Here is a 14,890-nt window from a genome sequence, read left to right on the forward strand (position 1 = left end):
CCATCTTCAGGAGGATAACGACTCATGTCCGTTGTTGCCGTTGCCGTATTCTGCGGGTCCCGTTTCGGGGGCCGGCCAGCGTTCCAGGAGGCTGCGCGGGACCTGGGGCAGCAGCTTGGCAAAGCCGGCATGCGGTTGGTCTATGGCGGTGGCGATGTCGGGCTGATGGGTGCGGTGGCGGATGCGACGCTGGCGGCCGGCGGTGCGGTGTCTGGTGTGATCCCCACCTTTCTTGAAGCGCGAGAGGTGATGCATCAGGGGGTGAGCGACCTGACGGTGACGGACTCGATGCACAGTCGCAAACAGTTGATGTTTGCCCGGGCCGATGCCTTCGTCGTGCTGCCCGGAGGCTTGGGTACATTCGACGAGACGATGGAAATCCTGACCTGGCGGCAATTGAAGCTGCACGACAAGCCGATCTTCATCGTCAATGTCGCCGGTTGGGCTGACCCGATGCTGGGCATGCTACGGGCTGCGGTGGAAAACGGTTTCGCGGAAGCCTCGGCGCTGGATTTGTTCGAGGTCGTGCCTGACGTGGCCACGACGATGGTGCATCTGAAGGCCGTGATGCGTAGCCCGGTCGTGGATGATGCCAGCCGGCTGTAAGGTTCGGCCGAGGCCGGATATGACGGCGGCATGACAAAAAACCGCTGCTCGGGCGAATAGTTGGCGCCCGGGCTCTTGCGGAGAGTCGAGAGGGCATGTATAGCCCCCCACACGAGTTCGGAGTGTAGCTCAGCCTGGTAGAGCACTGTGTTCGGGACGCAGGGGCCGGAGGTTCGAATCCTCTCACTCCGACCAGATTTTCCCTTATGTCGGGCGGCTTAATGCCGTTATGACCCGGTAATACGGGTTGCACACGTTGGTGTCAGACCACGTCGGGAATGCTCGTTCAGTTGCGGCCGTCAGATATGACACGGTGTCGTGGCTTCATAATCCGATTGAACCGAGGCATGCCGAGTACGGGGTGCCCTGCCATCAGCAAGCTTTTTCTGCCCTTGCCAAACCATGGGCGATCAGGCGGTCGAGAATTTCGGGGTAGTCGATCCCGCTGGCGGCCATCACCTTGGAATACATGCTGATATCGGTGAAGCCGGGGATCGTGTTCAGTTCGTTGATCAGGATTTGCCCGTCGGGCGTCAGGAAGAAATCCGCGCGGGCCATGCCGTCGCAGCCAAGGGTGCGGAAGGCTTGGGATGCAAGGGCTCTGATCGCATCCTCGGTCTTGCCGGGTAAATCGGCTGGCACATGCAGGCCGGCGCCGTCCTTGTCGATATATTTGGCGTCATAGGTATAGAAGCCGTGGCGGTCGGCGGGGATGATTTCACCGGTTCGCGAGACGAACAGGGTGCCGTCGGTGGCTTCGAGAACCGCACATTCGATCTCGCGCCCCTGGATGAATTGTTCGGCAAGCAACTTCGTGTCGTGACGGAAGCCTTCGGACAAGGCGCTTTCATAATCCGCCCTGGTCGAGACCTTGCTGACCCCGACCGAGGAGCCTTGCCGGGCGGGCTTGATGAAGACGGGCAGGCCGAGAGCGTGTTCCAGTTCTTCGAAGGTTGGCACGGCGTGCGAGCGGATCGTGAATGATCGGGCAGCAGGAATGCCGGCCTCGTTGAAGAGTCTTTTGGCGATGTCCTTGTCCAGGGCGTTCGCCGATCCGGGAATGCCGCAGCCGGCGAGCGGCACCTGGGCGACGTCGGCCAGGCCCTGTACTGCGCCGTCTTCGCCGTGGAGGCCGTGCAGGACGGGAAAGAGAATGTCGATTCCGGGCAATGCGTAGGGCGCGCCATCTGGCGGGAGTGCGATCACGCGCCCGTGGCCGCCCGGTACGAAACAGAGTTCTGTTCCATGGGATGGTTGCGCGAGGGTGCCGTCCTCAAGACGGCTTAGAATCCACAGCCCCTCGCGGGTGACGAAAATCGGAACGGCATCGTATTTCTCGGGAGAGAGCGCCCGTATGACATTGGTTGCGGAAAGCACCGAGACCGCATGTTCTTCCGACCGGCCACCAAAGAGCACGCCAACACGCAGCCTGCTCGCGTTACCGGCTGGAATCATTCTTTCTTCCTCATCATGAATGCAGTTGAAGGGGTGAAGGGGACGACTGTCCCCTTCCGGGTGCAGGGCAGCGCCCTGCGTCATGTCCCCATCAGGAAAACCGTCGAAGATCCAAAGTCCGAGGCTGTTCCAGCGACCGCCGCACAACGGGTGCCAGCATGGCCCCCACGGTATGGCCGAACGGAAAGAAGCGGATGCGGCGCCGGGCTTCGGCCTCGTTGGCGTTGACCGGGCGGGTCTCGTAGTTGCGGCCGCCGGGGTGGGCGACGTGGTAGGTCAGGCCGCCGATGCTGCGGCCGGTCCAGGTGTCGTACACATCGAACACCAGTGGGGTTTGTACGCCGATGGTGGGATGCAGGGCGCTGGGTGGGTTCCACGCCTTGAAGCGTACGCCGCCGACATATTCGCCCTGGCGTTCGGTGCGGGTCAGCGGCACGCCGATGCCGTTGCAGGCGAGGATATAGCGTTCGTCCACCCAGCCGGTGACGCGGGCCTGGACCCGTTCGGCGGAACTGTCGACATAGCGCACGGTGCCGCCGGCTGCCGGTTCCTCGGCCAGGGTGTGCCAGGGTTCCAGTGCGTGGCGGAGGTCGAGCGTCATGCCCAGAAGGGGGACGGTGCCGATTTCGGGGAAGCGGAAGGCCATGTGCGGCGCGAACCAGTCGGATTCCAGCGGGGCGCCGAGCGCGCGCAGTTCGGCGATGGCGTCGGTAAAATCGCGGCTGACATAGTGCGGCAGCATGAAATCGTCATGCAGGCGGGTGCCCCAGCGTACCAGTCGCCGCTCGTAGGGCTGTTTCCAGAAGGCGGCGACGGCGGCGCGCATCAGCAGCATCTGTGCCGCCGCCATCTGGTGATGGGGCGGCATTTCGAAGGCGCGATATTCCACCAGCCCCAGCCGGCCGGACGAGGTTTCCGGTGCGTAGAGCTTGTCGATGCAGAATTCGGTGCGGTGCGTATTACCGGTGATGTCGGCGAGCAGGTTGCGGAACAGCCGGTCGGTCAGCCAGGGCGGGGTCGGCTGGTCGGGGCGGACCTGGGAGAAAGCGATTTCCAGTTCCGCCACGCTGTCGTCGCGGGCTTCGTCCACGCGGGGATGCTGCGAGGACGGGCCGATGAACAGGCCGCTGAACAGATAGGAGAGCGATGGATGATTGTGCCAGAACCCGACCAGCGATTTCAGCAGGTCCGGCCGGCGCAGGAACGGGCTGTCGGCGGTACGGGCGGCGCCCATCACCACGTGGTTGCCGCCGCCGGTGCCGACATGGCGGCCGTCGACCATGAATTTCTCGGCGATCAGCCCAACCGCGCGGGCTTCGTCGTAAAGCTGCTGGCTGCGGCCGATATGTTCATCCCAGCTTGCCGCGGGGTGAATGTTGACCTCGATCACGCCGGGGTCGGGCGTGATCGAGAAATTGAGCAGGCGGGGGTCGCGCGGCGGTTGGTAGCCTTCCAGCACCACCTTGCGGCCGAAGGCGCGGGCGGTGTCCTCGACTGCCGCGCAGAGATCCAGCCAGTCTTCCGCCGCGTAGAGAGGAGGGAAGAAAACATGCAGGATGCCGCCGCGTGCCTCGACGGCCAGTGCGGTGCGGACCAGTTCGGGCTCCTCGCGCCCGACTTCCACAAGATGGTCGGTCATGGCACGGTTCAGCGGGATGCGCCCGGTGCCGCCGCCGGGATAGGGCGGTAGGGAAGGGAGGTCCGACAGGGCGGGTTGTTCGCCTGCCTCGGCCCTGTCGGCGCGTCCGGGCACGCCTTGCTCCGACCAACTGGGGCGCGTGCCGCCAGCCGAGGGGCCGGTGCGGCGCGCCAGGGCTGGATGGGGCGGCAGCGGCGGCATGGGGGCGAACGGATCGCGCTCCATGTCGTGGTCGATATTGTCTTCGCTGGCCCAGAGGAGGCTCTGCAGCGGCAGGCGGAAGCCGACCGGTGCGTCGCCGGGGACCAGGAACATCAGGTCGCCCCGGAAGAACCAGCGCCCGGACTGCCAGCGGCGCACGCCGTCGCGTACCACGACGCGTAGCGGCAGCACGCTGCCGACCGGCACGTTCAGCCCGTGGCCGTAGACGCGGGCCAGACGCTCGCGCTCCAGCGGGTCGCGCAGTTTGGAGTCCTCGACGATCACGTTGGCTGGCAGCCGGTGCTCGCGCCATAGATAGTAATGGATGTCCTCATAGGCCGGATTGACGAGGCCGGGATCGATCTGCAACCGCTCGGCCAGCGCGCGGCAGAAGGCGGCGGCATCCTGTTCGGTCGCGGTATCGGTGTCGTCGTCGGAGGCCAGGAGCGCGGGATCGGTCCAGACCGGTTCGCCGTCGCGGCGCCAGTGGCATAGCAGTGCCCAGCGCGGCAGTTGCTCGCCGGGGTAATGCTTGCCCAGCACATGCTGGATCGCCGCCCCTTTCGACCAGAGTGGTAGCAGGCGCCGCAGCAGGCGCCCCGCGTAGGCGCGCTTGGTCGGACCCAGCGCGTCGATGTTCCATTCCGGAGCGTCCATGTCGTCGGCGGCGATGAAGGTGGGCTCGCCGCCCATGGTCAGGCCGACGGCGCCTTCCTCCAGGGTGGCATCGACCGTGCGTCCGGCCTCGAGGATCGCCTGCCATTGCGCATCGGCGTAGGGGCGGGTGGTGCGGGGCGTTTCCAGCACCCGCGTGACGGCCATGGCGAAGTCGAATTCGGTCTCGCACTTGCCGACCAGACCGGAGATCGGCGCGGCGGAGGCGGGCTCGGGCGTTGCGGCGAGGGGGATATGGCCCTCGCCCGTCAACAAACCGGAGGTGGCGTCCAGCCCGACCCAGCCGGCACCGGGTAGGTAGACCTCGGCCCAGGCATGCAGGTCGGTGAAGTCCTCGGTGGGGCCTTCGGGGCCGGTCAGTGGCTTCTGGTCGGCCACGAGCTGGATCAGGTAGCCGGAAACGAAACGGGCGGCGAAGCCCAGATTGCGCAGCATCTGCACCAGCAGCCACGCGCTGTCGCGGCACGAGCCCTTGCCCTGTTCGAGCGTTTCCTCAGGCGTCCAGACGCCGGGCTCCATCCGTACTACATAGGCGATGCGCTGCTGAACCTGCTGGTTCAGGGCCACCAGCATGTCCACCGTGCGCTGGCGGCTCGGGTCGACGCCTGCCAGCAATTTGGCGAGTAGCGGACCCGATTCTTCGCACGTGCGGTAGGGGGCCAGTTCGCCGGCCAGCACGGGATCGTAGGCGAATGGCCAATGCTCGGCTTCAGGTTCGAGGAAAAAATCGAACGGGTTGATCGTGGCCATGTCGGCCACCAGATCCACCGTGACTTCGAAATGGGTCACACGTTCGGGGAACACGACCCGGGCCTGATAATTGCCTGATGGGTCCTGCATCCAGTTGATGAAATGGGGTTTGGGTTCGATCCGCAGCGCGTAGGACACGATCGGCGTGCGGGCGTGTGGCGCCGGGCGAAGCCGGATGGTCTGTGGACCGAGCGAGACCGGACGGTCGTATTGATAACCGGTACGATGCGTCAGTGCGACATGCAGGGTCATGCGTCGACCTTAGAACCAGAGTGATATTCCGCATCGGGAACGGTAGCCCAGCATGGTCCGCCGCGAACAGGGGGGAAAGCGGAAATTCACACTGGCCCGCCCCCGAATAATAGCAATACGGCGATGATGCCGATTGGGCCTTGGCGGCGGCGTAAATTCTTGCTTGGCTGTAACGGAAACACGGACCAGCAGGTGGGGTGGACATGAATCCTTCGCGCCTGATCTCCTGCCATGCACGGGAGAAAACGGGACAATGAGCGACCACAGAGGCGATCTGGGGCAGCAAGACGCGCAACAGGGACCCGGCCTGTTCGTGTCCTATGATACACCGGATTTCTATTGCGAATTGATGAACCGGCGGGACCCAGCGTCGGCCAGCCTGACCCTGATCCGGGACAGGCTGGCGCATTTCGGGCTGACGGAACTGCGCCAGAGGGCCCGCGTCGCCGAGGCGGACCTGTATAATCTGGGCATTACTTTTACCGTTTATACCGATCGCGACGCGATCGACCGTATTCTGCCGGTGGACCTGATCCCGCGCGTGTTGACGGCCGGCGAGTGGGACCATGTCGAACGCGGGGTGCAGCAGCGGGTCGCCGCGATCAATCATTTCCTGTGGGATATCTATCATGAGCGGCGCATCCTGAAGGATGGCGTCGTGCCCGCCGGGCTGGTGCTGGGCAATGCCAACTATCGGCCGGAGATGGAGGGGCTGGACGTTCCCGGACGGGTCTATGTCCATATCAACGGCACCGATCTGGTCCGTGATGGTGCAGGGAACTTCCTGGTTCTGGAGGATAATGCGCGCACGCCTTCGGGTGTGTCCTACGTCATCGAGAACCGGCATATGATGCTGCGCAGCATGCCGGATCTGGCCGTCGGGCTGGATCTGATGCCGGTGGATGAATACGGGCCGCGCCTGCGCCGCGCGTTGACCGAAACGGCACCCGCCGGCGTCCAGGATGCGCAGGTGGTCCTGCTCTCGCCCGGCATCTACAATTCCGCCTATTTCGAGCATGTCTTCCTGGCACGCGAAATGGGCGTGCCGCTGGTCGAGGGCCGCGACCTGATGGTGGAGAACGGGCGCGTTTTCATGCGTACCGTGGCGGGGCCTCGGCCGGTCCATTCGATCTATCGTCGCCTGAATGACGATTTTCTCGACCCGCATGTGTTCAATCCCGACAGTATGCTGGGCGTGCCGGGGCTGGTGGATGCCTATCGCCGGGGCAATGTGACGATCGCGAATGCGATCGGCACCGGGGTCGCGGACGACAAGGCCGTCTATGCCTACATGCCACGCATCATCCGCTATTATCTGGGAGAGGAGCCGATCCTCTCCAATGTTGACACCCATATCTGCGCCGAGCCGGAGGGGTTGGCCTATACGCTGGCGAATCTCGACAAGCTGGTGGTCAAGCCTGTCGGTGAATCCGGAGGCTATGGGCTGATTATCGGGCCGCATGCGACCAAGGCCGAACTGGAGACGTTCCGCGCCAGCCTGCTGGCCGATCCGGCCAATTACATCAGTCAGCCGGTGATCGATCTGTCAGTCTGCCCCACCTTGTGCGAGGCCGGGGTCGAGGCGCGGCATGTCGATCTGCGGCCCTTCGCGGTGACCGGGGAATCGACCTGGGTGCTGCCCGGTGGGCTGTCGCGCGTGGCATTGCGCAAGGGGTCGCTGGTGGTCAATTCCTCGCAGGGCGGGGGATCGAAGGATACGTGGGTGCTGGCGTCATGAATCCTGTCATGATCGATATTCCTCCGGGCGGCATCGGCATGCCCAACCTGTTGTCGCGCTATGCCGAATGCACCATCTGGCTGGCGCGTTACATGGAGCGGATCGAGAATCTGGCTCGCCTGATCGACGTGACCGAAACGTTCGTGCGGGCTCGTAGCACCAGCACCGGCTGGCTTTCGATCGTGCAGATCAACGCCGACGACGAACGGTTCTTCGAGCGGCACGAGGTGGCATCGGAGGAAAATGTCGTCGGTTTCTATGTCATCGACCGGGAGAACCCGAATTCCATCGTCTCGATCGCGCATGCGGCGCGCGAGAACGCGCGTTCGCTGCGACCGCTGATCTCGACCGAGATGTGGATGCATCTGAATATGTTCACCAATGCGGTCAGCACGCTGGGGCCGAGTGATATTCGTGCGTCCAACCTCTCTGCGCTGTGTGCACGGCTGAAGCAGGATTGTCAGACGCATCACGGCATCACCGAAGGTACGTTTTACCGCGACCAGGCTTGGCTGTTTTATCTGATCGGCCGCAATCTGGAACGGGCCGACCAGATCACGCGGCTGATCGACATCAAGTATCACACGCTGTTACCCAGCGTCGCCGGGGTGGGGTCCGAGGTCGATATCGGCCAGTGGGCCGCCGTGCTGCGCTCGGCCGCCGCCTATCATGCCTTCCGCCGCACGGTGCGGGGTGACATGACGCCGGCCCATGTCGTCGGTTTCCTGCTGAAGAATGACGGCTTTCCGCGGTCGCTTTCGACCAGTCTGCGACAGCTTTACTGGGCGGTAGGCCACCTGCGCACCGATTACGGGCTGAAGAACGGCTACGCTGCCGCCGAGCGGATCGAGGAACTGCGCGCGACCCTGGCGGAACAGACGGTGGAGGATATCATAGTGCGCGGCCTGCACGAGTTCCTCGACTGGGTGCAGCGCGAATTGCATCTGGTACAGGGCGAGATCGCCCGAGCCTTCTGGCCGCCTGCCATGCCGGCCCCGCCCGCCAATTCGGCGCCCGATGCAGGCTTCAGTCAGGAACAGTCCCAATCATGACTTCGGCGTTTCATCCCGGCCACTGAAGCGCCCTGTACCGCCATTGCGCTGGGCAGTGCGGATGATGTCGACGGTGCGGTGGCGGCGTCGCGGGGGAGGCGGCGCGGCTGAGCACGCATACGCGGTAGGTGCAGGAGCCTATCCTGCGCTATGCCGAGGTGATTCTGCCGAGCTTTGGTGGCGATCTGGCCGATGAAGGCCACATCATGTTCACCTGCACCGGTTCCGAAGCCAACGATCTGGCGTTGCGATATACGCTATTTCAATACACTCGGCGGTAATTCGATGGCGATTGCGGTTGCGTAGGCCACGCTCGATATTCTGCGGGAAGAGGCGTTGCCCGTGCAGGCGGACCGCGTAGGCGACTATATTCGCGGTGTGGGCCTGTATGTCGGCGTGGAAATGGTAAAGGACGCGGCCAACAAAGAACCGGACGGTGCACTCGCGGCCGCATCGTCAACGGCCTCAGGGATCGGCATGTCCTGATTTCGGCGACGGGCTTCCACGCCAACATACTCAAGATCCGTCCCCCGCTGGTGTTCACGACGGATGATGCGGACAGGTTGCTGCTTCATGCTGAAGCGCTGCTTGAGGAACTGGCCGGATAGACATTCCGGCGTTCGTCGGCGCGGCGTTTAAGGAGTGATCAATCTCTTGCCATCATGCTGGCGGCTGGCGTGGCGGGACTGCGCCCTGTTCTGCATGTGGTTTTTGGCACGATCATGGTCTTTTCGTTGTTGCGGTGCCTGCACCGCCCCTCCCGGTCGCCTGGCCGCGTCCGGCTGGAGGACATTGCCGAATCCTCCGTCCTGCTTGAATCCTGTCCGGCGCGGGCCGCGTGTTTCGCGCCGGCCGATGCAAGGCGCGCTGATGTTGCCAACCCGTTTCTGGATTGGGTCAGCACGCCGATCGGCCTGACGGCCCATGTTCTGCGCGATGTCGTGTATGATGTGGACAGCCGGGTGCTGATCAAGGACGGGAATCTGGTGGAGGAGACATGCTATCTCCAGCCGTCCGAAGTGCTGGCGGCATTGCGGGTCGATCGGGCGCGCCTGGTCCGTCATGCAGGGCCGGGTGTTGCGGTGCCGTGCAGCGACCACTGGCCGGGCAATTACTATCACTGGATGACGCATGCGCTGCCGGTGATGGCGGCGCTGTCGGACCGGCCGGAAATCCGCCGTTGGGGGCGGCCGTGCTGGCTGCTGCCCGACCTGCTGCCGTGGCAGCGCCAGACGCTGGATCTGCTCTGTGCCGATGGCGGCGGACGGCAGGCCCTCACGGCCGGGCGCCAGTATCGGCTGGATCGTGTCGTCTATTGCAATATCGTCGCCGGGGCAGCCGATTTCGCGCTGTCGCGCCTGTGCCAGTCGGTTTTTCCGCGCATGGCGGAGCGGGTGCCGGTTACGCGCCGGCGCGGGCTTCGCCTGTATGTCGATCGGGGTGGGGCGGGTAATCGTGCGATCCCGAACGAGGCGGCGCTGGCGGCGGCCCTGGCAGCGGAGGGATTCTGCGTGGTGCGGCCCGAGCGGATGACGGTCAGCGAGCAGATCGATCTGTTCCGCGCGGCCGCAATGGTGGTGGGGCCCCTGGGGGCTGGCATGACCAATATCGGGTTCTGCCGTCCGGGCACCCTGATCTATGAACTGGTGCCCGATCACCATGCCAATCCGTGCTTCCTGGCGATGGCGATGCGCGGACATCTGAATTACTGGGCGGATCAGTACCCCACCGGGGCGACCACACGGGACCATGTCGCCCGTTGGGGGGCTGGAATCGACGTGGCGCGGGTATTGCGCCAGGTGTCTGGCCTCTGGTCGCGCGGTACTCGGCCGGTTCTGGTATCGGACGGCGCGGCGTAGGCCGCCGCGCCGTCCGATGAAGGGTCAGGCGGCGGTGGCGCCTTTCCGGCTGCGGCCGGGGACCAGCAGGCTGATGACCACCACGGTGCCGATATTCACCACTAGCGCCAGCAGGCCGGTCGAGACCAACTGGTGCATGCCGCCGATCGACAGCATGTGGGTGGGCTTCAGCCCGTCATGAAAGCAGACATAGGTGCCGTACAGTGTGCCCACTGCCCAGCCCGCCAGCATCGCGGGGGCCGAGAAGCGCAGCTTTGTGATGCCCAGCACGAGTGCAGGGAAGGTCTGCAGGATCCACAGGCCGCCCAGAAGCTGAAGGTCGATGGCGAAATGGGCGTTCAGGAACAGCACGCAGGCCAGTGCGCCCAGCTTGACCGCGAGGGCGACGAAGCGCGAGGCGCGGACATTGTTGCGCAGGCCGGGCGAGATATTGCTGGTGACCAGGTTCGCAGCGCCGATCGCCATGACGGCGGCGGGGACCAGCGCGCCCACGGCGATGGCCGCGAAGCAGAAGCCGGTGAACCAGTCGGGGAAGATCGCGGTGAACAGGTTCGGGACGATCGCCGAGGTGTTGGTCGTCACGACCCCGGCTGCGTGAGCCATCAGCCCGAGCATGGCGATCAGGCCCAGCAGCAGCGTGTAAGCCGGCAGCATGACCGCGTTCTTGCGGATCGTGTCGGCGGAGCGCGCGGCCAGCACGCCGGTGAGCGTATGCGGATAGAGGAATGCCGCCAGCGCCGATGACAGGGCCAGCGTGGCATAGGGCACGCTCTGGCCCGGCATCAGCGCGTGGCCTTCCGGCGGGTGGGGCAGGTGCTGCGCGGCCGTGGCGAACATGGCGCCATAGCCGCCCAGATGCAGCGGAATGACCGTGACCGCGGCCAGGACCGCGATATAGATCATGATATCCTTGATGAAGGCGGTCAGCGCCGGCGCATGCAGGCCGCCCAGCCACGTATAGGCGGCCAGCGAGAGGAAGGCGACGATCAGCGGGATCTCGCCCGGCAGGCCCAGGGCTTCGATGACCGTACGGATGCCGATCAATTGAAGCGCGATATAGGGCATGACCGCGATCAGGCCGCTGGCGGCGATGGCCAGTTCCAGCGCCCGGCTGCCGAAGCGTGCGCGGACGATGTCCGCCGCCGTGGCGTGTTTTCCGTCATGGGCGATCTGCCACAGGATGGGCATGACCAGGAACACGAACGGATAGACGATGATCGTGTAGGGCAGCGCGAAGAAGCCGAACGCGCCGGTCGCGTAGACCAGGGCGGGCACAGCAATGACCGTATAGGCGGTGTAGAAATCGCCGCCGACCAGGAACCAGGTGACCCAGGTGCCGAACTGGCGGCCGCCCAGGCCCCAATCCTCGGACCCGTGGGCATCGGATTGTCCGGAGCGGGTGCGCCCGCGCCACCATGATACCGTGCTGCCCAGCATGATGGTCATGGCGAAGAACAGGATGAAGACGACCAGGGCGGGGGTGGATGGTACGTGCGATGACATCAGCGTGCGTCCCGCTTCCAGACGACCCACACCAGGAGGGACGTCGCCGGCACCCAGGCGAGCTGGTACCAGTAGAAGAAGGGGAAACCCAGCAGGGTCGGTTCCGTTCGGTCATAGAACGGAAGCCAGAGCAACCCGACAAAGGGCAGCAGCAGAGCCAAGTACAGCTTTTTCATCCCGATTATGGCCTTATTTTCTTGATTGATTGCGGGCATCCAACAATGAGGTTGCCTATCCCCATCGGCATGTCAACCGGCAGTTTTTGTCGGGCCTGGGTGGGTTGGCCGCGTGAAAAAGGATCGTAATTGATGCGCCTTCCGGCTAGAAGGGCCCGGTGGGGTCCTGACTGAGAAGAACAAGAAGAAACAGTGCGAGTATGCGGCGTTGGACCAGGAGATGTTCACGTTCCACAGTAGAATGGGCGGGGCAGAGGAGAGAGCTATGACAAAGTGGGTCTATAGTTTCGGTGGCAGCGCGAATGAAGGCGGTGCCGGCATGCGCGACTTGCTCGGTGGCAAGGGAGCCAATCTGGCGGAAATGGCGGCGATCGGCCTGCCTGTCCCGCCCGGCTTTACCATTACGACCGAGGTTTGTACTGCGTTCTATGACAATGGTCGTGCCTATCCCGAGGACCTGCGTACGCAGGTCGCGGCGGCGCTGGCCGGGATCGAGGGCGCGCTGGACCTGCGTTTCGGCGATCCGGCGGCCCCGCTGCTGGTCTCTGTCCGCTCGGGCGCGCGGGTGTCGATGCCGGGCATGATGGACACCGTGCTGAACCTGGGCCTGAACGATGAGACGGTCGAGGGTCTGGCAGCCAATTCAGGCGATGCGCGTTTCGCCTGGGACAGCTATCGCCGCTTTATCCAGATGTATGGCTCGGTCGTGCTGGGCGTATCCCATCACCGCTTCGAGGACCTGATCGAGGAAACCAAGCGCGGTGCCGGCGTGCAGGACGACACCCAACTGACCGATCAGGACTGGCGGGACGTCGTGGTGGGCTACAAGGAGATCGTGCAGCGCGAGACTGGCGCGCCGTTCCCCATGGACCCCAATGAGCAGCTCTGGGGCGCCATCGGCGCGGTGTTCGGATCGTGGATGAACCCGCGTGCCAATACGTATCGCCGCCTGCATGACATTCCCGCGAGCTGGGGCACCGCCGTCAATGTGCAGGCGATGGTGTTCGGCAATATGGGCCAGGACTGCGCCACCGGCGTCTGCTTCACCCGCGATCCCTCCACCGGCGAGAACGTTTTCTACGGCGAATATCTGATCAACGCGCAGGGCGAGGACGTGGTGGCGGGCATCCGCACGCCGCAGCCGATGTCCCAGCAGCGGGCCCGCGAGGGCGAGCTGTCGATGGAGCGCGCGCTGCCCGAGGCCTATGCCGAGCTGTTGTCGGTGCGCGATATCCTGGAGCGTCACTATCGTGACATGCAGGACATCGAGTTCACCGTGCAGAACAACCGCCTGTACATGTTGCAGACCCGCACCGGCAAGCGTACGGCCGCGGCGGCCCTGCGCATCGCCATCGCGATGGCCGAGGAAGGCCTGATCTCGCACGAGGAAGCGATCCGTCGCGTTCCGCCCTCGTCGCTCGACCAGCTCCTGCATCCGACGCTGGATCCGGACGCGCCGCGCACCATGCTCAGCCGTGGCCTGCCGGCCTCGCCGGGTGCGGCTGGCGGTGCGATCGTCTTCAGTGCCGAGGAGGTCGAGATCCGCGCCGCGCGGGGCGAGGATGTGATCCTGGTCCGCATCGAGACGTCGCCCGAGGACGTGCATGGCATGCACGCCGCCCGTGGCGTGCTGACCACCCGTGGCGGCATGACCTCGCACGCCGCCGTGGTGGCGCGTGGCATGGGGCGCGTCTGCGTTGCCGGTGCCGGTGGCATTCATGTCGACTACAAGGCCAAGACGCTCTCGGTCGGCGCGACGGTGCTGAAAGAGGGAGAGTGGATCACCCTGGATGGCGGGACGGGTGAAGTCTTCGCGGGACGGGTGGCGACCATCGAGCCGACCCTTTCGGGCGATTTCTCCACCCTGATGGGCTGGGCCGACAATGTGCGCCGGATGAAAATCCGCGCCAATGCCGAAACGCCCGATGACGCGCAGACCGCGCGCCATTTCGGTGCCGAGGGCATCGGCCTGTGCCGGACCGAGCACATGTTCTTTGCGCCGGACCGGATCGGCTTCGTGCGGCAGATGATCATGGCCGGCGACGCGGCGACGCGCGTGCGCGCCATCGACGCGCTGCTGCCTTTCCAGCGCCAGGACTTCCAGGACCTGTTCCGCATCATGGCGGGCTTGCCGGTGACGATCCGCCTGCTGGACCCGCCGCTGCATGAGTTCCTGCCGCATGGTGAGGCGGAACTGGCCGATGTTGCTGCTGCGATGGGCGAAAGCCTGGAAGCGGTGGCGGCACGCAAGGCGGCGCTGTCGGAATCCAATCCGATGCTGGGGCATCGTGGGTGCCGGCTGGGCCTGACCTATCCGGAACTCTACGCCATGCAGACCCGTGCGATCATCGAAGCGGCGATCGCCGTGTCGGCCGAAACCGGCCACGCGGTGGTGCCGGAGATCATGATCCCGCTGGTGGGCATGGAAAGCGAGTTGCGCCGGACGCGTACCATCGTCGAACAGGCAGCGACCGAGGCGCTCGCGGCTTCTGGTGCCACGCTGGAATACAGCATCGGCACCATGATCGAGCTGCCGCGCGCGGCGCTGACGGCCGACCGGATCGCGCAGCAGGCCGATTTCTTCTCGTTCGGGACCAACGACCTGACGCAGACGACCTTCGGCTTCTCGCGTGACGACGTGGGGACGTTCCTGCCCTTCTATCTGGAGCATGACCTGATCCCCCGCGATCCGTTCATCTCGATCGATCAGGAAGGCGTGGGCCAGCTTGTTTCCATGGGTGCGGAGAAGGGCCGGAGCGTCAAGCCGGGCCTGAAGCTGGGCGTGTGTGGCGAGCATGGCGGCGATCCGGCGTCCATCGGATTCTTTGAATCCGTCGGGCTGGATTATGTGTCCTGTTCGCCGTTCCGGGTGCCGATCGCTCGTCTGGCGGCGGCCCAGGCCGCGCTGGCCGCGCGCGACGCACTGGCGCCGGCCGCGAAGGTTCGCTGACCGAAGCACCGGCTCCGCCATGCCCGTATCGTTC

10 protein-coding genes and 1 tRNA gene are annotated in these 14,890 nt (G+C 64.8%); 7 read left to right on the forward strand and 4 right to left on the reverse strand.

Features of this window, described 5'->3' with window-relative positions; genetic code table 11:
* Positions 1–24 precede the first annotated feature (24 nt).
* Positions 25–606, forward strand: a complete 582-nt coding sequence (locus C7453_RS01065) for an LOG family protein (RefSeq protein ID WP_114725245.1) — start codon at positions 25–27, stop codon at positions 604–606.
* Positions 607–724: 118 nt separating this feature from the next.
* A tRNA-Pro gene (locus tag C7453_RS01070) sits at positions 725–801 on the forward strand.
* Positions 802–978: 177 nt separating this feature from the next.
* Here C7453_RS01070 and C7453_RS01075 read toward each other — a convergent pair.
* Positions 979–2,061, reverse strand: a complete 1,083-nt coding sequence (locus C7453_RS01075) for a D-alanine--D-alanine ligase family protein (RefSeq protein ID WP_114725247.1) — start codon at positions 2,059–2,061, stop codon at positions 979–981.
* Positions 2,062–2,152: 91 nt separating this feature from the next.
* Positions 2,153–5,578 (reverse strand): transglutaminase family protein, encoded by a 3,426-nt coding sequence (locus tag C7453_RS01080; RefSeq protein ID WP_114725249.1) that lies wholly within the window; start codon positions 5,576–5,578, stop codon positions 2,153–2,155.
* Positions 5,579–5,831: 253 nt separating this feature from the next.
* Here C7453_RS01080 and C7453_RS01085 point away from each other — a divergent pair, with 253 nt between their 5' ends.
* The 4 genes from C7453_RS01085 (at position 5,832) to C7453_RS01100 (ending at position 10,227) form a co-directional block, all read left to right on the forward strand.
* On the forward strand, positions 5,832–7,316 hold the full coding sequence (locus C7453_RS01085) for a circularly permuted type 2 ATP-grasp protein (protein WP_114725251.1): 1,485 nt from the start codon (positions 5,832–5,834) through the stop codon (positions 7,314–7,316).
* 8 nt (positions 7,317–7,324) lie between these two features.
* Positions 7,325–8,368 (forward strand): alpha-E domain-containing protein, encoded by a 1,044-nt coding sequence (locus C7453_RS01090; protein WP_245948689.1) that lies wholly within the window; start codon positions 7,325–7,327, stop codon positions 8,366–8,368.
* Between the two features lie 128 nt (positions 8,369–8,496).
* Positions 8,497–8,649: a hypothetical protein gene (locus C7453_RS18810; protein ID WP_170143074.1), complete on the forward strand. Its 153-nt coding sequence runs from the start codon at positions 8,497–8,499 to the stop codon at positions 8,647–8,649.
* A gap of 396 nt (positions 8,650–9,045) precedes the next feature.
* Complete coding sequence (locus C7453_RS01100; protein ID WP_245948691.1) at positions 9,046–10,227, forward strand: glycosyltransferase family 61 protein; 1,182 nt, start codon at positions 9,046–9,048, stop codon at positions 10,225–10,227.
* 24 nt (positions 10,228–10,251) lie between these two features.
* Here C7453_RS01100 and C7453_RS01105 read toward each other — a convergent pair whose 3' ends face one another.
* Together C7453_RS01105 and C7453_RS01110 are read right to left on the reverse strand one after the other, a co-directional pair.
* Entirely contained in the window at positions 10,252–11,730 is a 1,479-nt protein-coding gene (locus tag C7453_RS01105; protein ID WP_114725255.1) for a sodium:solute symporter family protein, read from the reverse strand.
* Entirely contained in the window at positions 11,730–11,906 is a 177-nt protein-coding gene (locus C7453_RS01110; protein WP_114725972.1) for a DUF3311 domain-containing protein, read from the reverse strand. Before C7453_RS01110 ends, C7453_RS01105 begins: the two co-directional genes overlap by 1 nt.
* 265 nt (positions 11,907–12,171) lie before the next feature.
* Between C7453_RS01110 and ppdK the strand changes: the two genes are divergently transcribed.
* Positions 12,172–14,856 (forward strand): pyruvate, phosphate dikinase, encoded by a 2,685-nt coding sequence (gene ppdK, locus C7453_RS01115; protein WP_114725257.1) that lies wholly within the window; start codon positions 12,172–12,174, stop codon positions 14,854–14,856.
* Positions 14,857–14,890: the final 34 nt, after the last annotated feature.

The sequence above is a fragment of the Gluconacetobacter liquefaciens genome, assembly GCF_003350405.1.
GTDB lineage: Bacteria > Pseudomonadota > Alphaproteobacteria > Acetobacterales > Acetobacteraceae > Gluconacetobacter > Gluconacetobacter liquefaciens.